Origin of the sequence: Celeribacter sp., assembly GCF_048259695.1 — a bacterium.
Lineage (GTDB): Bacteria > Pseudomonadota > Alphaproteobacteria > Rhodobacterales > Rhodobacteraceae > Celeribacter.
The window spans coordinates 37,692-56,437 of sequence record NZ_JBLXHL010000003.1; the positions used below are offsets into that span (position 1 = coordinate 37,692).

Annotated in this window: 18 protein-coding genes and 1 tRNA gene; 6 read left to right on the top strand and 13 right to left on the bottom strand. The window is 60.8% G+C overall.

Going from position 1 to position 18,746, the window contains the following annotated elements; translation table 11 throughout:
• Positions 1 to 6 precede the first annotated feature (6 nt).
• The 4 genes from arsB to ACN0Q0_RS06075 are packed head-to-tail and all read right to left on the bottom strand — an operon-like array spanning position 7 to position 4,135.
• The gene (gene arsB, locus ACN0Q0_RS06060; protein WP_417242491.1) at positions 7 to 1,017 is read right to left on the bottom strand and encodes an ACR3 family arsenite efflux transporter; all 1,011 of its coding nucleotides are present in this window, start codon (positions 1,015 to 1,017) and stop codon (positions 7 to 9) included.
• Positions 1,014 to 2,291 carry an organoarsenical effux MFS transporter ArsJ gene (gene arsJ / locus ACN0Q0_RS06065; RefSeq protein WP_417242492.1) on the bottom strand — a complete coding sequence of 426 codons (1,278 nt, stop codon included), beginning with the start codon at positions 2,289 to 2,291 and terminating at the stop codon, positions 1,014 to 1,016. The genes arsB and arsJ overlap by 4 nt, the downstream gene beginning before the upstream one ends.
• On the bottom strand, positions 2,288 to 3,286 hold the full coding sequence (locus tag ACN0Q0_RS06070; RefSeq protein ID WP_417242493.1) for an ArsJ-associated glyceraldehyde-3-phosphate dehydrogenase: 999 nt from the start codon (positions 3,284 to 3,286) through the stop codon (positions 2,288 to 2,290). The genes arsJ and ACN0Q0_RS06070 overlap by 4 nt, the downstream gene beginning before the upstream one ends.
• A 12-nt stretch (positions 3,287 to 3,298) precedes the next feature.
• Positions 3,299 to 4,135 (bottom strand): ArsR family transcriptional regulator, encoded by an 837-nt coding sequence (locus ACN0Q0_RS06075; RefSeq protein WP_417242494.1) that lies wholly within the window; start codon positions 4,133 to 4,135, stop codon positions 3,299 to 3,301.
• Between the two features lie 5 nt (positions 4,136 to 4,140).
• Here ACN0Q0_RS06075 and ACN0Q0_RS06080 point away from each other — a divergent pair, with 5 nt between their 5' ends.
• Positions 4,141 to 4,728, top strand: a complete 588-nt coding sequence (locus ACN0Q0_RS06080) for a GNAT family N-acetyltransferase (RefSeq protein ID WP_417242495.1) — start codon at positions 4,141 to 4,143, stop codon at positions 4,726 to 4,728.
• 82 nt (positions 4,729 to 4,810) lie between these two features.
• Here ACN0Q0_RS06080 and ACN0Q0_RS06085 read toward each other — a convergent pair whose 3' ends face one another.
• From ACN0Q0_RS06085 to ACN0Q0_RS06100, 4 genes are all read right to left on the bottom strand, one after another.
• Positions 4,811 to 5,662 carry an esterase/lipase family protein gene (locus tag ACN0Q0_RS06085; protein WP_417242496.1) on the bottom strand — a complete coding sequence of 284 codons (852 nt, stop codon included), beginning with the start codon at positions 5,660 to 5,662 and terminating at the stop codon, positions 4,811 to 4,813.
• Positions 5,663 to 5,733: 71 nt separating this feature from the next.
• Positions 5,734 to 6,180, bottom strand: a complete 447-nt coding sequence (locus ACN0Q0_RS06090; RefSeq protein ID WP_417242497.1) for a hypothetical protein — start codon at positions 6,178 to 6,180, stop codon at positions 5,734 to 5,736.
• A gap of 227 nt (positions 6,181 to 6,407) precedes the next feature.
• Positions 6,408 to 7,814 (bottom strand): type I glutamate--ammonia ligase, encoded by a 1,407-nt coding sequence (glnA, locus tag ACN0Q0_RS06095; RefSeq protein ID WP_417242498.1) that lies wholly within the window; start codon positions 7,812 to 7,814, stop codon positions 6,408 to 6,410.
• A gap of 87 nt (positions 7,815 to 7,901) precedes the next feature.
• Entirely contained in the window at positions 7,902 to 8,240 is a 339-nt protein-coding gene (locus ACN0Q0_RS06100; protein ID WP_062215706.1) for a P-II family nitrogen regulator, read from the bottom strand.
• 175 nt (positions 8,241 to 8,415) lie between these two features.
• Between ACN0Q0_RS06100 and ACN0Q0_RS06105 the strand changes: the two genes are divergently transcribed.
• The gene (locus ACN0Q0_RS06105; protein WP_417242499.1) at positions 8,416 to 10,059 is read left to right on the top strand and encodes an NAD(P)H-hydrate dehydratase; all 1,644 of its coding nucleotides are present in this window, start codon (positions 8,416 to 8,418) and stop codon (positions 10,057 to 10,059) included.
• Between the two features lie 190 nt (positions 10,060 to 10,249).
• On the opposite strand, the gene ACN0Q0_RS06110 is transcribed toward ACN0Q0_RS06105, so the two are convergent.
• Both ACN0Q0_RS06110 and ACN0Q0_RS06115 read right to left on the bottom strand, forming a co-directional pair.
• On the bottom strand, positions 10,250 to 10,447 hold the full coding sequence (locus tag ACN0Q0_RS06110) for a hypothetical protein (protein ID WP_417242500.1): 198 nt from the start codon (positions 10,445 to 10,447) through the stop codon (positions 10,250 to 10,252).
• Between the two features lie 273 nt (positions 10,448 to 10,720).
• Positions 10,721 to 11,542 carry a sulfotransferase gene (locus ACN0Q0_RS06115; protein WP_417242501.1) on the bottom strand — a complete coding sequence of 274 codons (822 nt, stop codon included), beginning with the start codon at positions 11,540 to 11,542 and terminating at the stop codon, positions 10,721 to 10,723.
• 204 nt (positions 11,543 to 11,746) lie between these two features.
• Between ACN0Q0_RS06115 and ACN0Q0_RS06120 the strand changes: the two genes are divergently transcribed.
• Positions 11,747 to 11,830, top strand: a tRNA-Leu gene (locus ACN0Q0_RS06120).
• A gap of 107 nt (positions 11,831 to 11,937) precedes the next feature.
• Here the strand turns inward: ACN0Q0_RS06120 and choV are convergent.
• From choV to choX, 3 genes are all read right to left on the bottom strand, one after another.
• On the bottom strand, positions 11,938 to 12,957 hold the full coding sequence (gene choV, locus ACN0Q0_RS06125; protein WP_417242502.1) for a choline ABC transporter ATP-binding protein: 1,020 nt from the start codon (positions 12,955 to 12,957) through the stop codon (positions 11,938 to 11,940).
• Positions 12,954 to 13,790, bottom strand: coding sequence for a choline ABC transporter permease subunit (gene choW / locus ACN0Q0_RS06130; protein WP_417242503.1), 837 nt, complete (start codon positions 13,788 to 13,790; stop codon positions 12,954 to 12,956). Before choW ends, choV begins: the two co-directional genes overlap by 4 nt.
• Positions 13,791 to 13,875: 85 nt before the next feature.
• Complete coding sequence (gene choX / locus ACN0Q0_RS06135; protein WP_417242504.1) at positions 13,876 to 14,796, bottom strand: choline ABC transporter substrate-binding protein; 921 nt, start codon at positions 14,794 to 14,796, stop codon at positions 13,876 to 13,878.
• Positions 14,797 to 14,859: 63 nt separating this feature from the next.
• On the opposite strand from choX, the gene betI reads away from it, so the two are divergent.
• Genes betI through betA form a run of 3 tightly spaced genes read left to right on the top strand, consistent with a single transcriptional unit; the run spans position 14,860 to position 18,711 of the window.
• Positions 14,860 to 15,579, top strand: a complete 720-nt coding sequence (gene betI / locus ACN0Q0_RS06140; RefSeq protein WP_417242505.1) for a transcriptional regulator BetI — start codon at positions 14,860 to 14,862, stop codon at positions 15,577 to 15,579.
• A 2-nt stretch (positions 15,580 to 15,581) separates the two neighbouring features.
• Positions 15,582 to 17,042 carry a betaine-aldehyde dehydrogenase gene (gene betB / locus ACN0Q0_RS06145; RefSeq protein WP_417242506.1) on the top strand — a complete coding sequence of 487 codons (1,461 nt, stop codon included), beginning with the start codon at positions 15,582 to 15,584 and terminating at the stop codon, positions 17,040 to 17,042.
• A gap of 10 nt (positions 17,043 to 17,052) precedes the next feature.
• On the top strand, positions 17,053 to 18,711 hold the full coding sequence (gene betA, locus ACN0Q0_RS06150) for a choline dehydrogenase (RefSeq protein WP_417242507.1): 1,659 nt from the start codon (positions 17,053 to 17,055) through the stop codon (positions 18,709 to 18,711).
• The last annotated feature ends 35 nt before the right edge of the window (positions 18,712 to 18,746 follow it).

Consider the following 18,746-nt stretch of genomic DNA (forward strand, 5'->3'; position numbering starts at 1 on the left):
CTTACCTCACGGTGCAAAGCGGTCCCGTGTGCGGTTGGCGATGGCAACCAGTGTCAGCATAACAGGCACCTCGACCAGAACGCCCACGACCGTGGCCAGAGCCGCGCCGGAGTTGAGCCCGAACAGGCTGATGGCCACGGCGACCGCCAGTTCAAAGAAATTCGAGGTGCCGATCAGGGCGCAAGGCGCCGCGATACGGTGGGGAACCTTGAGGACAAAGGCCGCCGCATAGGCGAGGGCAAAAATCCCGTAGCTTTGCACAACAATCGGAACGGCGATCAGCACGATTACAAACGGCCTGGACACGATCACCTGACCTTGTAGACCGAAAAGGATCATCACGGTGACAATCAACCCCACCACGGAATAGGGCTTCACACGGGCCTGAAACCGGTCGATCGCCGCCGGTGAGCCAAGGCGCGCACGGGTGATCAGCCCCGCGACAAGCGGCAGCGCGATGAACAGCACCACCGACAGGACCAGTGTCGACCACGGGACCACGATGTCGGTCACGCCCAATAGAAACGCCACAATCGGCGCAAAGGCGACAACCATGATCAGATCGTTCACCGACACCTGTAACAGGGTATAGGTCCCGTCGCCCCGCGTCAGGTGTGACCAGACGAACACCATCGCGGTACAGGGCGCAGCCCCCAACAGGATCAGCCCCGCGATATATTGCGATGCATCCTCGGGCGCGATCCACGGCGCGAACAGGGTGTTGAAAAACACCACCGCCAGGGCGGCCATGGTGAACGGCTTGATGGCCCAGTTCACCACGAGGGTGATCATCAGGCCGCGCGGTTGTTTCGCCACATCGCGCAAGGACCGCGGATCAACCCCGACCATCATCGGATAGACCATGGCCCAGATCAGCACGGCCACAACCAGATTGACACGGGCCACCTCGGCCGCCGCGATTGTGCGGATCACGCTTGGCGCGAGATTGCCCAAAAGGATCCCCGCCGCCATCGCCAAGGCGATCCAGAGGGAAAGGTATTTTTCGAAAACGGTCATGTGATGCCTTTGTCATGGGTGGGGGCTTTGAGCTGTGCGGTGCCGGCCCAACTCAGGGCGATCATCGTGGCGGCGGTGGCGAGGCACAGCGGCAGCCCGCCGGTCTGGTAGGTGGCGCCGGACAGCACCGTGCCGACAAGGCGCCCCGCCGCATTGGACATATAGTAGAACCCCACATCCATCGTGACCCGTTTTGCATCGGTGAAGCTGAGGATCAAGAACGAGTGCAGCGCCGAGTTCACGGCAAAGATGCCGCCGAACACCAACAGCCCCGCAAGGATGGTGAGTGTGAGGGCCGTCGATGGCTCGGGGGTTATCCAGAGCAGCGCGGCCAATGCGGCGGGGACGACAAACAACAACGCCACCCAATGTCTGGCTTGTGCCAACATCTGCGCCGGTGTGCGCGATGCCGCCTTGAGAATGCGCGGGGCCATGCCTTGGACTGCGCCGTACAGGATGGTCCACACGGCCATGAACGTGCCGATCATAAAGAACGCCGCGCGGTTGCCGTCGTGGCTGCCGTCCGACAGAACCGCGTAGAAATAGATCGGGATGCCGACCACGAACCACACATCCCGCGCCCCGAACAGGAACAATCGCGCGGCACTCAACCAGTTGATATTGCGGTTCTTTGACAGAACTTCGGAAAATTTCGCGTCCTTGCGCCCGACGGGGAGGCCGCGTGGCATCCCGATCATAACTCCGATCAGGATCACAAACAGGATCGCGGCCATGATCAGCACCGACGGGACAAACCCGAACACCGCCAATAGAACGGCGCCCAATAAAAAGCCGCTGCCCTTGATGGCGTTTTTGGACCCCGTCAACACAGCCACCCACCGGAACAGACCCGCCGCGTCAGATGGCGCAAGGATTTTGACGGCGCTTTTGGAACTCATCTTGGCCAGATCCTTGGCCACGCCCGACAGGCCTTGCACCAACATCACAAAGACAACCGAGGCCGTGACGCCCCATGAGGGATCAAGCCGGGCCAGCGCCAGAAGCGCCACAACTTGCAACGATAGCCCGACATAGAGCGTCGAGGTCAGGCCGAACCGCGCCGCGATCCACCCCGCCGACAGGTTGGTCACAACGCCCGCGATCTCGTAGAGCACAAACAGATAGGCCAGTTGCACGGGCGAAAAGCCGAGCGTGTGAAAGTGCAGCAGCACAAGCATTCGCAAGGCCCCGTCCGTGAGCATAAAGGCCCAGTAGGCGGCGGTGACGGCAATATAGGCGGCAAATCCGCCCGTGCGCCGGGGGGGCTGCGTCATAGCGCACCGCCCACCATCAGGGCCACATCGACCAACCGGTGGGCATAGCCGTATTCGTTGTCATACCACGCATAGACCTTGAGCTGTGTGCCGTTCACCACCATGGTAGAGGGCGCGTCGATGATGCTGCTGCGGGTGTCGTTGGTATAATCCGACGAGACGAGGGGGCGCGTCTCATAGCCAAGGATGCCGTTCAGCGGCCCGTTGGCGGCGGCCTCGAACAGGGCGTTGACCTCCTCCACGGTCGTCTCGCGGGCCATTTCGAACACGCAATCGGTGATGGAGGCATTGAGCAGCGGCACGCGCACGGCGTGGCCGTTCAGCTTTCCGGCCAGTTCGGGATAGATCAGCGTGATGGCGGTGGCGGACCCTGTGGTGGTGGGGATCAGGTTGGTCAGGGCCGACCGTGCGCGGCGCAAATCTTTGGCGGGGCGGTCCACAATGGTCTGTGTGTTGGTCACATCGTGGATCGTCGTGATCGATCCGTGTTTGATGCCGATCCCGTCCATCAACACCTTGACCACGGGGGCCAGACAGTTGGTGGTACAGCTCGCCGCCGTGATAATATCGTGGCTGCCGGCGTCATAGCTGTCGTCATTGACGCCGTAGACGATGTTGGCGGTCGGGCCGTCTTTGACGGGGGCGGAGACGACGACCTTTTTCACACCTGCCGCAAAATACGGTGCCAGTTTGGCCGCGGTTTTGAACGCGCCCGTACAGTCAATCACCACATCCACACCGGCAAGCGGCAAAGCGCCCGGATCGCGGCTGCGGGTCACGGGGATACGGGTGCCGTCGATGGTAATGGCGTCCTCATCCGCCGAGAACGCCGCCGGCCACCGCCCGTGGATGGAATCGAATTCCAACAGATGGGCGTGCATCGCCGGATCACCCGCCGCATCGTTGATGAACGCGATTTTTGCACCCTGTTCCAGAAGGGGGCGCAGCGCAAGTTTCCCGATGCGGCCAAGGCCGTTGAGCGCGTATGTGGTCATATCATATTCGTCCTATGTGGCGGTGATTTTGCTGATGTCGTCGACATGTTTTTGCAATGCGGCGTGGCTTAAATTCTCAAACGACAGCGCGGTAAAGGCGGTGATCCGGTTGCGCAGCGCACCGTAGGTTTGATGGAACGCGAGCCGCTTTTGCGCGTCCGTGCCGGTGGCTTTCACGGGGTCGGGCATCCCCCAGTGGCCCGAGACAGGTTGGCCGGGCCACGCGGGGCAGTCCTCGTTGGCGGCGTGGTCGCACACGGTGAACACGAAATCCATTTGTGGCGCGTCAGCCCCGTGAAATTCTTCGATATTCTTTGAGCGCAGGGGCGAGACGTCATGCCCCTTTGAGCGCAATAGATCGACCGCGAGCGGGTTGAGGCTTGAGCGATGCGCGGTGCCGGCCGAATAGGCGGTGAACCTGTCGCCCGCCAGATCGCGCAAAATGGTCTCCGCGAAAATGGATCGCGCCGAGTTGCCCGTGCACACGAACAGGACGTTGAATGTCCGGTCCGCGATGGGCGAGAGCCCCCTGAGAAGGTCGGAAAACGGCGGCGGGCAAAGGTCGGCCCGACCGCGACAACAATCCACGAACAGCCCCATCACGACCTCACGCGCCGCATCCAGATTGATCGTGTACAAAAGACGCGTGCCGTCACGGCGCTGCGAGATCAGTTGCGCCTGTGTCAGGGCCGCGAGATAGACCGAGGCCGTGCTTGCCTTGATCTGTAGCACCTCGACAATCTCACCCGCCGGAAGTTCGTCGGGACAGCGCCGCATGAGCAAGCGGAACACAGCCATCCGTTGCGGGTGGCTCAGGGTTGTGAGTCGGTTTATCAATAGTGATTCCATAATTCATGTATATTGGAAATATAGAGGTGATCAAGATGTTTTTGCCCGCACGCCCGACCGTGATGCGGGCATTCGGCTTGTCCGCGCGACACCGCCGCCGTAGCTTTGCCGTATTGGCAAAGGGGATCGGCGTGATGGACAGGGGCGGCGGGATCAGATTGGCACAGGCCGCAGACGAGCCTGCGGTGCGCAGCTGTGCCAAAGAGGCTTTCGAGCGCTATGTGGCGGCGATCGGTCAGGTTCCCGCGCCAATGACGGCGGATTTTGCCGCCTTGATCCGGTCGGGATATGTGCATGTTGCCATCAACGGGCAGGGCGATGTGGCCGGCTTTATCGTGTTCTTCCAAGCGGGCGATCATGTCTTGCTTGAAACCGTTGCGGTGCGCCGGAATGCGGCGGGGCGCGGCATTGGCAAGCGTCTTATCGCGCTGTGCGAGGCCGCGGCAAAACGATCCGGTGCCACCTCCGTTCAACTCTACACCAATGAAAAGATGACAGAAAATCTGTCGATCTATCCGCATCTGGGATATCGCGAGACAGGGCGGGCAACCCAAGACGGATTCAAACGCGTGTTCTTTGAAAAGCGGATCTGACGACCAATACCGTTGCCGCCGCCCCAAAAGGCACCCCCACGAGGGCGCCTTTTTCTGTGTCCACGCGCAACAGCGCTATGATTTAACCAAACCGCGCATCGGCGGCGGCGATGTGCTCGATGAGCGGGCGCATGAGTTGTCCGGCGAACGGCCAGTTCTGGCAATCCCCATGCACGCCCCCGATTGTGAGCAAATTGGCATCGCGCTGTTCGTAGAACTTGAAATAGGGCGTTTTGCCAAACCCGAGGTTCTGGGCGAGTTGCGAATTGCCGTTGATCAACTGGTCATCGTGGTGGGTCTTGCCACTCTTGTCGTCATAACACACGCCGATGGCCTGATAGCGATCTCGGATGGCGCGGTCGGCATCTTCGTTATGGTTCAGCCACGCGATGTCGGCGGACCCGGGGGAGAGGGACATCGCGCCGGGGGTTGGCGTCGGCACCCACGGGGCAGTGCCCGTATGCGGCGTGCACAGTGTGGAGAGCGACAGGGGCTGTACGAATTTTTCGGCGACCATTTTGCGACAAACCAAACCGCCCATCGAATATCCGATCATATGCGTGCGGTGGATCGGCCACCCGCCTTTGACAAGGGCGTTGCCCATGTCGGTCGCGCAATCGACGAAGGTTTTCCATGAATTGTAGGTCGGTGCAAAAATCGCATAGCCGCGCCGGTCGTAATAATCATAGAGCGAGGCGATGAGTTGGCCAAGACGTGCGCGCGGTTCGGGGCCGCAAAACGGGTCATACCCGTGCATAATGATGATCGTCCCGTTGGGGTGTCGCGGACTTGCGGTGCCGATTTCACCGGCGCCTTCGTAGGTTTCGGCATAGCCTTGTTGGGCCAGGACGGGAATGCTCGCGTTGACGATCGGGGCCTCGGGGGCCTCTTTTTCGTTGGTGTCGGTAAAGGCGGAAAATCCGGAAGTGGTCATGGGTATTCCTTTCGTCTGCAATCGGTTTTGAATGTGTCTCGCAAGGGGGGCATCGCCGGTGCGCGGGCGTTTCACCCCGTGGCGTCCCCGTAGGCCTGACCGTTGTCGGGGGCGCTTTCGCCGGTTGCGGCGCTCATGGCGGGGCCGACTTTGTAATGGGTTTTTCCCGCCCGATGGATTTGGAAGTCACTGTCACGCAGCACGAGATCCTTGTCGCCATCTACATCGGGGTCGGGGCGTACCGGAGCGCCATTGACGGGGATGGGGCTTGCAAAGATGGTTTCGTCTTTTTGCCAGATGTAGGCCTTGCGCCCGCTGTGTTGCAGGGTGATTTCGATCAGGTGCGGGTTGCTTCCCGATGCGTCCCAATCCAACACCATCCACGGGACCGGCATGCCAAGATCGACGGTTTTCCCCGCGGGGATTTCACGGCCTTTGCCACTTTGCATATTCACCACGAGCGCGGTTTCTTTGCTGTGATTGTAGATTTTGACGATGTGCGTGACTCTGAACGGCATGCTGTTTCCACTTAGGTTAAGAGTGATAGCTTTACCTAAGCGTCAACTAAGATTCGATTCAATTTTTATTCGTTGCTGTGGGCCTGTTTTGCTGTGGGCCTGTTTTGGTGGGGCGGCGTGATGTCCGCGCATGTCACAGGGCCGTCCCCGCCGCACAGACAACACGGTGCATCAAAAAAGGGCCACGCAATTGCGCGGCCCTTTCTGAATTGTCTGACTGCTGATGATTAGCAGGAGTAGTACATTTTGTACTCGATGGGGTGGGGTGTGTGCTCGTAGGCGTACACTTCGTCCCATTTGAGGTTCATGTAACCTTCGATCTGGCCTTTGGTGAACACGTCGCCTGCAAGCAGGAAGTCCATGTCTTTTGCAAGCTCGTCGAGGGCTTCGCGCAGCGAGGCACATACGGTCGGGATGCCGGCCAGCTCTTCGGGTGGCAGATCGTAGAGGTCCTTGTCGGAGGCGGGGCCTGGATCGATCTTGTTCTTGATGCCGTCGAGGCCGGCCATGAGCAGCGCCGCAAAGCACAGGTAGGGGTTGGCGGATGGGTCGGGGAAACGGGCCTCGACGCGTTTTGCCTTGGGCGATTCCGACCATGGAATACGCACGCAACCGGACCGGTTCGATGCGGAATAGGCACGCAGAACAGGGGCCTCGAACCCCGGGATCAGACGTTTGTAGGAGTTGGTGGACGGGTTGGTGAACGCGTTGAGCGCCTTGGCGTGCTTGAGGATGCCGCCAATGAACCACAGGGCCTCGTCAGACAGGTCGGCGTATTTGTCGCCTGCAAACAATGGCTTGCCGTCTTTCCAGATCGACATGTTCACGTGCATGCCGGTGCCGTTGTCGCCTGCGATCGGCTTGGGCATGAAGGTTGCGGTTTTGCCGTAGGCATGTGCCACGTTGTGGACAACGTATTTGTATTTCTGAAGCTCGTCGGCCTGCTTTGTCAGCGTGCCGAAAATGAGACCAAGCTCGTGCTGACAGGACGCCACCTCGTGGTGGTGCTTGTCGACCTTCATGCCCATGTTGGCCATGGTGGTGAGCATTTCGCCACGGATGTCCTGACCGTCATCGATCGGGTTGACGGGGAAATAGCCGCCTTTGATGCCCGGACGATGGCCGGTGTTGCCCATTTCGTACTCGGTGTCGGAATTCCAGGCCGCGTCAAGCGCATCCACGGAGAAGGACACTTTGTTCATCTCAACGGAGAAACGCACGTCGTCAAAGAGGAAGAACTCGGCTTCCGGACCACAGTAGAATGTGTCGCCGATACCGGTCGATTTGAGGTAGCTCTCGGCCTTTTCGGCGGTGCCACGCGGGTCGCGGTCATAGGCTTCGCCGGTGTCGGGCTCAACCACGGAACAGTGAATGCACAAAGTCTTTTCGGCATAGAACGGATCGATGTAGGCCGAATCCGGATCGAGGATCAGTTTCATGTCTGATTGATCGATGGATTTCCAACCTGCGATGGACGAGCCATCAAACATAAAGCCGTCTTCGAAGAAATCTTCGTCCACTTCGGTGTGGCGCAGCGTCACGTGCTGCAGCTTGCCGCGTGGGTCGGTGAAACGGACGTCGACGTATTGTACGTCTTCGTCTTTGATGGTCTTGAGAACGTCTTTGATGCCCATGGTGACCTTGTCCCTTTAGTTATGAATGTTTCGTATACGGTAGATGTGACATGGCGATCCGGCGGGGCGACCCGCCGCGTGCCACTCTTAAAGCGCGTCTTCGCCAGACTCGCCTGTGCGGATGCGGATCGCCTGTTCGACGGGCGATACGAAAATTTTGCCGTCACCGATCTTGTCGGTTTTCGCGGCCGCGATGATCGCCTCACAGGCGCCATCCACTTGGTCATCCGACAGGACGACCTCGATTTTAACCTTTGGCAGGAAATCCACGACGTATTCCGCACCGCGGTAAAGTTCCGTGTGGCCTTTCTGGCGTCCGAACCCTTTAACCTCGACAACGGAAAGACCCTGTACGCCAATCTCCTGGAGCGCTTCTTTCACTTCGTCGAGTTTGAAAGGCTTGATGATCGCTTCGATCTTTTTCATGACCTTCGACTCCCTAAATACTGTTCGCGGACCGTCAGACCACTTCTCAAATGCCGCCACAATCGGCTAGGCTTTCAGGACGCGGGACCATCCGTAGGATTTCCCCTATTTGCTTATTATTTATGCAAAGTGGATTCACAATAGGCAGTTTGAAAACTTTTGAGGCATGCGCACAATGGAATTACTGACCTCTGCCCAAATGCGCGCCATTGAACAGGCCGCGATTGCCTCCGGTTCGGTCACGGGGCTACAGCTCATGGAACGCGCAGGGCAGGGCGTGGTCGAGGCCGTTATGGCCGAATGGCCTGACCTCGCCAAAACCACCGACAAAGCCGTCGTCCTGTGCGGCCCCGGCAACAACGGCGGTGACGGGTTTGTGGTGGCGCGTCTGCTTAAACAACGCGGTTGGGAGGTGGAGGTTTTTCTCTATGGAGACGCAGACAAACTGCCACCGGATGCGCGGACGAATTACGCGCGGTGGTGTGAAATGGGGGCGGTCCGTGACGCGGGTTTCCCCGAGGTGCCTGCCGTTTCATTCGAGCGCATGTGGGCCGCGATAAAGGGGCATGGTTTCGGGGGCGCTGAAACGCCTGCCGCGGTGGTCATTGATGCCGTATTCGGAACGGGTCTCGCGCGTCCTGCCCACGGGATCGCAGGTCTCTTTGATCTGAGGTCCGGTTGCACCCCACACATCTATTCGGGCGGGGCGCGATGGGTCGCAGTGGATATTGCTTCCGGCCTATGTGCCGATAGCGGTCGAACCTTTCCACCCAAAACGGCGGGAAGCTGCATCCCGCAGGCACTTGGCGCGGACCTAACAGTGACATTCCACCGCTCGAAGTTGGGGCATGTCCTGCACGACGGCCCATTCTATTCAGGCAAATGCGTGGTCAAGGACATCGGCTTGCCCGATTGGGATGAGGCCGATCTGGGGGGCATTCTCGACGAGGCCGGAGCGGGGCAAAGCGCCACTGACGCCTGTTGGTCCCGCGCATTGCGTAAATCTCCCTCGGCCCATAAATTCTCCCACGGTCACGCGCTCATCCTCTCTGGCCCCGCAGGCAAAACGGGCGCCGCGCGTCTGGCGGCCCGATCCGCCCTGCGCATTGGCGCGGGCCTCGTCACCGTTGCCACGCCCCACGACGCGCTGGCGGAAAACGCGGCCCATCTCACGGCCATCATGTTGGCACAGGCCGACACCCCCGATGCGCTTATGCAAATCCTGAACGATCCCCGCATCACCGCGCTGTGCATTGGGCCGGCGTTTGGCATCGCGCGGGCAGGGGCGTTTTTGCCCGCCATCCTAAACGCCAATCGCGCCACGGTGCTCGATGCCGATGCCCTCACGGCCCTCGCCAACGATCCGGTTCTCTTTGAGAGCCTGCATGAGGCCTGCATCCTCACGCCCCACGCGGGTGAGTTCAAACGCCTCTTTCCCGATATCGCCGCGCGTCTCGACGCCCCTGCCTCCTCAGGCCCCGCCTATTCCAAAGTCGAGGCCACCCGTGACGCCGCCAACCGCGCGGGCTGCACCGTGGTCTTCAAGGGGCCGGATACCGTCATCGCCTCACCAAGCGGACAGGTCAGCCTCAACGCCGCCGCATACGACCGTGCCGCCCCTTGGCTCGCCACGGCGGGATCGGGGGATGTGCTTGCGGGCATGATCACGGGCCTCATGGCGCGCGGGTTTTCACCGCATCATGCGGCACAGAGTGCCGCCTGTCTGCACGTCGAGGCCGCGCGCAGTTTTGGACCCGGGCTGATTGCCGAAGACCTGCCTGACGAGCTGCCGAAGGTGTTTCGAAAACTGGGGGTCTAGGTCGGGCGCGCTTGGCGTGCGGGCCGAGGCGTCGGTCCGCTGTGTGCGGCGCAATGCGCAGGCCTTGCCATGCCAAATCGGCGCAACTTCAGGGCGCAGGATCGTTAAACCCCGCGCCGCAAAGATGTTAACCTGTTTAACCCCCGTGCCACAAAACCCGCAAAGACGTTAAACAATCCGCCACGAGCGCTTAGGCCGCGATGGCCTTTCCCGTGTCGGTTTTGATCTGGATGCCGTCGGCATAGATCACTTCCGTGCGGTCAAACGAGAGCTGGAAGTGGTTCGGTGAGGGCGTATCAATGCCGCGCAGCACCTTCATGCCCGAGCGCGTAATGATGCGGTCCCCGGGTTCGAGAAACTCCACAGGGAGCGCCCCGTCAGCGGTCATGATCGCGGTGCCTTTGGGGATTCCTGTCGTGAAATCAGGTAGAAAGTCGGAAATTCGCAACCTTACGGACGGACTCTGCCCGTGGTCACGACGCGTGTCTTTTTTAGACATGTCGTCCTCGCTCGTTGTTTTTTGCTGCCTCGGTTTTTTTCTCAAATCTAGGGTAATAAGCGGTTAATGCCTAAGACCTTTTTGGGGCGATCTGTTTTTTGCTGTGTGGGACTGGCGAAAATGCAACGCCATTTCAAAGGGCTGCACGGCGTTGTTGCAGCATCAATCCGCCACCGGCGCAGACCACAGGGTGCGCGTTTTCGCAAAACGCTCATGGCAATAGGCATAGGTCGGCGCGTAATGTGCCACGCAGGCGTCCCGCAACGCGGCGGGAAGGGGCGCGGTGGGCGAGGCATGTATGCGCACCTGTGCCAGATCGGGGATCACCGGCACGGCGAGAAACTCCGACAGCGCGGTGAGAGGCTCCGCGTCGAACATCTCTTCGTACAGGCCGACATAGACGTCCTTCGGGTCAAACGCCGCGTCGAGCGCCGTGAGGGTGCGGTCATAGCGCGTGCGGATGTCAAAGTTCGGTGAGGCGTAAAGCCGTGCAAATTCGTCGATCAGATGCGCATCGCTAAACGGGATGCCGTTGGCGCGTTTGGTCACGGCACGCTTGCGCAGCACGCTCCAACAGCGCTCCACAGGATCACGCATCAAAAACACCACCTTGACGTCAAATCCCGCCGCCTCCAACCGCGCCTTGATCCGTAAAAAGGCATTGTTATCAAGGGCACAGTAGGTTGGCGTGATGTCGCCGGTGGTCGTGGTCCGGCCCGTGACGAGCGACTTGAAATAGGCCTCATAGGCGCCCTCGACGGTCTGCATCGCCCACCGGAGTGCCGTGCGCGCGGTGGCGTCATCCACCCGGTCCTGCCGGTACCAATGCAGCGGTTCGGGGCCGTAAAGGGCGTCCCAGACGTGGTATTCCTTGGCGCAGCCCATGTCGACATGCGGTGCTTTTGACAGGTAGCTGTGCAGCCACGTCGTGCCGCATTTTTGGGCGCCAATGCCAAGAATGAACAGGGGCTTCGCAGGTGGCATGATGCGGCGGTCTCCGATCCGGCGGGCGGCACATGGGGTTTGCGCCGGTACTGGTGAAACCTTAGGGTGGCGGGCATTGATTTCAAAGGGGAAATACGCGCCAGAGGTGCGATATGACACAGTGCGGCCCTGTCCATTCGGGAAAGCTGCGCAATTGATCTTGTACCCCGCCGCATCACACGGTATTTGTCGCCCCAATCGGATGCGGGTGTGGCGGAATTGGTAGACGCACCAGATTTAGGTTCTGGCGCCTATGGCGTGGGGGTTCGAGTCCCTTCACCCGCACCACTTTGATTTCATTGACATTTAGTCTGAGTTGCCGCGATGGCGCCCCGGTTTCGGGGCTCTCTGAGGGCCTATAGGCCCGCATGCGTGTGGCCAGTCCCGTCTTTGGCTTAGTGATGAACCAGTTTGCGCAGCAGGCTTTCCGATGTGACTACGCCTATGGGGGTGCCGTCGCGCGTGACGACAATTGGCGCGGTGTTGGTGGTGAGCTGTGCGGCGAACTCCAGAACGGGGGTGTTTTCGTCGACGCGGATGTCGCCCGAAAGCGTCGAAGGGGTCATCACATCCCCCGCCCGCAAGAACGTCAACGGGTTGGAATGGGCCACAAATTCAGCGACATAGGCGTCAACGGGATTGTTGGCGATCCCGTTGGGCGTGTCGCATTGCACGATGCGCCCCCCGTCCATAATCGCAATGCGGTTGCCCAGTTTAAAGGCCTCGTCGAGATCGTGACTGACGAAGACAATCGTGCGTTTGAGGCGCTCTTGCAGTTCCAGAAGCTCGTCTTGGAGTTTGGTGCGGATGAGTGGGTCAAGGGCGGAAAACGGCTCGTCCATCAACAGGATCGGCGCTTCGGTGGCAAAGGCGCGGGCAAGGCCGACACGCTGTTGCATCCCGCCTGACAGCTCGCTGACCTTGTTGTCGGCCCATTCGGACAGGCCCACGAGATCAAGCTGTTCGAGCACAACCTTGCGCCGCTGCGCTTTTCCCATACCGCCAAGTTCAAGCCCGAGGCCGACATTCTCGGCCACGCTGCGCCACGGCAACAGGCCGAACTGTTGAAACACCATCGCCACGCGTTCGCGGCGGATGCGGCGCAGATCGGCGGGGGCGGCGTCGGTGACGTTCACAAGCGTGTCGCCCTCGCGCACATGCACCGCACCGCGTACCACGGGGGTGAGGCCGTTCACGGCCCGCAACAGGGTCGATTTTCCCGATCCCGACAGGCCCATCAACACGAGGATTTCGCCCTCGCGGACCTCGAGCGAACAATCGTGGACGCCCAGAACCTGACCGCATTTTTCCTGCACCTCGGTACGATCCAACCCGCGGTCCATATAGGGCAGGGCGGTGTTTGGCGCATCGCCGAACACGATGGAAACATTGTCGATTTTGACGGCAACGCTCATGTGTCTTTCCCCCAGTTCAACATGCGGTCAAGGACGATGGCGACCACAACAATCACCATACCGCTTTCAAATCCAAGCGCGGTGTTGACCTGGTTCAGGGCGCGCACCACAGGCACGCCAAGGCCGTCCGCGCCGACAAGGGCGGCGATCACGACCATCGACAGGGCGAGCATGATCGTCTGGTTGAGGCCTGCCATGATCTGGGGCAGGGCATAGGGCAATTCGGCTTTGATCAACACATCGCGGTTGGTGCCGCCAAAGGCACGGACAGCTTCGGTGAGGCGCTCGGGGGTGGAGGCCACGCCAAGCTGTGTGAGGCGAATGGGGGCGGGCAGAACAAAGATCACCGTGGCGATCAAACCCGGCACCATGCCGATGCCAAAGAACACAATCGCGGGGATCAGATAGACAAAGGTCGGCAGCGTTTGCATCAGGTCAAGCACGGGACGCATCAGCGCATAAAGGCGCGGCCGGTGCGCCGCGGCAATGCCGATGGGAACACCCACGGACATGCACACGACACAGGCCGAGATCACGAGGGTGAGGCTTTCGGTGGTCTCTTCCCAATAGTCCTGGTTGAGGATGAACAAAAAGCCCAAGGCGACCAAGGCACAGGTTTTCCAGCTGCGCTGCACCACCCATGTGAGGGCGACGAAAGCGGCGATGACGAACAGCGGGTGGGGCGTTTGCAGTACCCACAAAAAGGCGTTGATCATCGCCTCCAAAGCCACGGACAACAGGTCAAGGCCGCCCTCTGCGTGATCGCTGATCCAGTCGAAGACCGAGCTTGCGACCGCACCAACGGGGATCTTATGAGACGTCAGCCAGTCCACGGGCGGGCTCCTTTGTGGGCGCAAAATGTTTGGAAAACAGGCGGGGCTCCGCGAGAATCGCAGAGCCCGGTTTTATATGGCCAGTTTAGAGGCCGAGGGCGGATTTAACAGCGGGCAATGCCGCGCCGCCATCCATGGTTGTTACGCCGTCGAGCCATGCGTCAAGCACGGCGGGGTTGGCCGCAAGCCATGTTTTGGCGGCGTCCGATGCGTCAATGCCATCGTTGAGGATCGCGCCCATGATCTCGTTCTCCATCTCGAGCGAGAATGCGAGGTTGGTGAGCAAGGTGCCAACGTTTGCGCATTCGGTGACATAGCCGGCGCGGGTGTTGGTGTGGACATTCGCGCCGCCGTAATTCGGGCCAAACCACTCATCGCCACCCGACAGGTAGGTGAGGTCGAAATTGGCGTTCATCGGGTGGGGCGCCCAACCGAGGAAGACAATCGGTTCGTCCTTTTTCGACAGGCGGGCCACTTGTGACAGCATCCCTTGCTCGGAGCTTTCCTTGACGTCGAACTCTTTGAGGTCAAAGGCGTTTGCCGCGATCATATCCAGGATCAGACGGTTGCCGTCATTGCCCGGCTCGATGCCAAAAATTGTCCCGTCAAGCGCATCGGCGTGCGCCGCGATGGAGGCGAAATCGGTGATGCCGAGGGCTGCGCCCGCCGCGTTGGTGGCAAGCGTGTATTTGGCGCCCTCAAGGTTGGCGCGCAGGGATTCTACGGTGCCGTTTTCGAGATAGGGTGCGATGTCGGCTTCCATCGTGGGCATCCAGTTGCCCAGAAACACGTCGATATCGCCCTCGGACAGCGACACATAGGTCACCGGCACGGACAACAGGCGCGTTTCGGTCTCGTAGCCCAGGGCCTCGATCACGGTTGTGGCAACGGCCGTTGTGGCGGTGATATCGGTCCAACCGACGTCGGAAAAAGAGACGGTGGAGCAATCTGCCATGGCGGACGCGGCGCAAAGGGCGAGGGCGGATGTCGTAAGAGCAAGTTTCATAGGGTCCCCTTTTGAGGTGAGTATGATGGTGCAAAATCTTATTGATTGACGAGTCAATTAATAATGCCATATTTGAGAAAAGCAACAGCCAAACGCGAGCACGCCATGTTACGCAAACCCGAAGAAGAACGCAGGGCCGAACTTATCGCAGCCACTATCCGCGAAATCGGCACGACAGGCACGCTTAATGTGACGACGAGCCAGATCGCCAAAAGCGCGGGGGTCTCTCCGGGGTTGGCGTTTCACTATTTTCGCGACAAAGAGGGGCTGTTGCTCGCGGCGATGCGGTCCATCCTGAGCGAATACAGCGCCGATGTCCGCGCGGCCCTCAAGGATGCGCAGACACCGGATGACCGGCTTGCGGCCATCGCACGGGCCAGTTTCGGCATGACCAGTTTCCGGCGGGCGGCGATCTCGGCGTGGGTGAATTTCTACGCGCTGTCATTGCGCTCCGAACCTGCGCGGCGGTTGCTCTACGTCTACCAACGCCGCCTGCATTCCAACCTCGTCGATGCGCTGCGCCCCAAGGTGGGCGAGCGCGCCCCCGATGTGGCGCGGCGCATTGCGGGGCTGATTGACGGGTTGTACCTGCGCTACGCGCTCGACACGCAATCCATCCGCCATCCCGATGCCACCCTGCGCGAACCCGATGGCACCGAGGGCTCCGACCATGTGCTGCGCGCCATCGCCGCCGAATGCACCGAAATCCATGAAAACGACGACCTTTCCATCGAAAGCGTCGACCCCGACCCCATGGCCCCCCTCGCGGGACCGCAGGAGTAAATATGACACAGAGCTATCAACCCACCGCGAGCCATTTCATCAATGGCCGCTACGTCGAGGACAGCGCAGGCGAGGTGATCGAGGTGGTGTACCCGCACACCGGCGCAGTGATCGCCACGCTGCACGCCGCCACACCCGCCATCATCGACGCCGCTCTGGACAGTGCCAGAGCGGCGCAAGCGGGGTGGGCGGCGCTGTCGGGCTCTGAGCGCGGGCGGGTGTTGCGCAAAGCGGCGGATATCATGCGTGACCGCAATCGCGCCCTGTCCGAGATCGAAACACATGACACGGGAAAGCCCCTGTCGGAAACGCTCGTGGCCGATGCGGCTTCGGGGGCCGATGCGCTTGAGTATTTCGGCGGCCTCGCAGGGACGCTGACGGGGGAGCACATCCCGATTGCGGGCGGTGATTTCGTCTACACACGGCGCGAGGCCTTGGGCGTTTGCGTCGGTATCGGCGCGTGGAACTACCCGATCCAGATCGCCAGTTGGAAAGCCGCGCCTGCGTTGGCTTGCGGCAATGCGATGGTGTTCAAACCCTCCGAGATGACGCCGCTCTCGGCGCTCGAACTGGCCGAAATCCTGATCGAGGCAGGCGCCCCCGCCGGTCTGTTCAACGTGGTGCAGGGCTACGGTGCGGTGGGGGGTGCGCTTGTCACCGATCCGCGCGTGAATAAGGTCTCGCTCACAGGCTCGGTGCCGACAGGGCGCAAGGTCTACGCGGCCGCCGCCGAGGGGATGCGCCACGTCACTATGGAGCTTGGCGGCAAATCCCCCATCGTGGTGTTTGAGGATGCGCACCTTGAAAACGCGGTCTCTGCCGCGATCAACGGCAATTTCTATTCCACGGGCCAGATCTGTTCCAACGGCACGCGGGTTTTTGTTCAGGACGCGATTTATGACGCCTTTGTCGCCCGTGTGGCCGAGCGCATGGACGGCGCTGTCATTGGCGACCCGATGGATGAGGCCACCACCGTCGGCCCGATGGTGTCGGCGCGGCAACGCGAGATCGTCGCGGGTTATATCGCGGCGGGTCGTGCCGAGGGGGCGCGTCTGGTCAAGGGCGGGGCTGTATTGGACGGCGACGGGTTCTACATCGAACCTGCGCTCTTTGCCGATGTCACCGACGGGATGAGCATCGCCCGCGAGGAGATCTTCGGACCGGTCATGTCGGTGCTGCGGTTCACGGACGAGGCCGAGGCCATCGCGCGGGCCAATGCCACCGAATTCGGGCTTGCCGCCGGGGTGTTCACCAATGATCTCACCCGCGGACACCGTGTTGCCGCCGCGTTCGAGGCAGGGACCTGTTACATCAACGCCTATAATCTCACGCCCGTCGAGGCACCGTTCGGGGGCGTCAAGGCCTCGGGTGTGGGGCGTGAAAACTCCAAGGCGGCGATTGAGCACTATAGCCAGATCAAGACGGTCTATGTCGGGATGAACGATACCGAAGCCGCGTTCTGAAGGAGCGATCATGCACGCTGATTACATCATTATCGGCGCAGGCTCTGCGGGCTGCGCCATCGCCTACCGTTTGGCTCAGGCCGGTAAAACCGTCATCGTCATTGAACATGGCGGCACCGATGCGGGGCCGTTCATCCAGATGCCGGGGGCCTTGTCCTATCCGATGGGCATGTCGCGCTATAACTGGGGCTTTGAAACCGCGCCCGAGCCGCATCTGGGCGGGCGGCGGATGGCCACCCCGCGTGGCAAGGTGTTGGGCGGGTCGTCGTCGATCAATGGCATGGTCTATGTGCGCGGCCACGCCCGTGATTTCGACACATGGGCCGAGATGGGCGCAGATGGATGGGCCTATGCCGATGTGCTGCCCTATTATAAACGCATGGAAAACTGGGACGATGGCGGCCACGGCGGCGATGCGGCGTGGCGTGGTCACGATGGCCCGCTGCACGTTTCGCGCGGGCCACGTGATAACCCGCTTGTCACCGCCTTTGTCGAGGCGGGCGTCGAGGCGGGTTACCCGCACACCGACGATTATAACGGCGCACAGCAAGAGGGCTTTGGCCCCTTTGACGCCACCATCCACAAGGGCGAGCGGTGGTCGGCGTACAAGGCCTATCTCAAACCCGCCCTCGCCACGGGCAAGGCCACCATTGTGCGGGCTTTGGCGCGAAAGGTTGTGATTGAAAACGGTCGCGCCACAGGGGTCGAGGTGCAGCGCAAAGGTAAGATCGAGGTGATCCACGCGGACACGGAAGTGATCGTGTCGGCCTCGTCGATCAACTCGCCCAAACTGTTGATGCTGTCGGGGATCGGCCCCGCTGACCACCTCGCCGAACACGGAATCGCGGTCGTCGCGGACCGTCAGGGGGTCGGGCAAAACCTGCAAGATCACTTGGAACTCTATATCCAGCAGGCGGCGACCAAACCCGTGTCCCTGTTCAAATACTGGAACCTGTTGGGCAAGGCATGGGTGGGGGCGCGATGGCTGTTCACCCGGTCGGGCATCGGCGCGTCGAACCAGTTCGAAAGCACGGCCTTTATCCGCTCGAAAGCGGGGGTCGAGTATCCCGATATTCAATACCATTTCCTGCCCATTGCCGTGCGCTATGATGGCAAGGCCGCCGCCGAGGGCCACGGCTATCAGGCCCATGTCGGCCCGATGCGGTCCAAATCTCGTGGTGCGGTCTCGCTCGTTTCGGCGGATCCCGATGACGCACCCAATATCGTGTTCAATTACATGTCGCATCCGGAGGACTGGAGTGATTTTCGCACCTGTATCCGCCTGACCCGCGAGATTTTCGGCCAAGCGGCCTTTGCACCGTTTCGCGGCCACGAAATCCAACCGGGCGCAGATGTGCAATCGGATGCGGATCTCGACGCCTTTATCCGCGCACATGTTGAAAGCGCCTATCACCCCTGTGGCACCTGTCGCATGGGCGCGGCGGACGATCCGATGGCCGTGGTCGACCCCGAATGCCGCGTCATTGGTGTGGCGGGGCTGCGGGTGGCGGACAGCTCTATTTTCCCGCAAATCACCAACGGCAACCTGAATGCGCCGTCGATCATGACGGGTGAAAAGGCGGCGGATCACATCCTTGGCAAAGCGCCGTTGCCCCGTGATGAGGCGACCCCGTGGATGGCCCCCGACTGGCAGCACACCCAACGATAGGGCGGGGCGCAGGGGCCGTGGCGGCCCTGACCGGA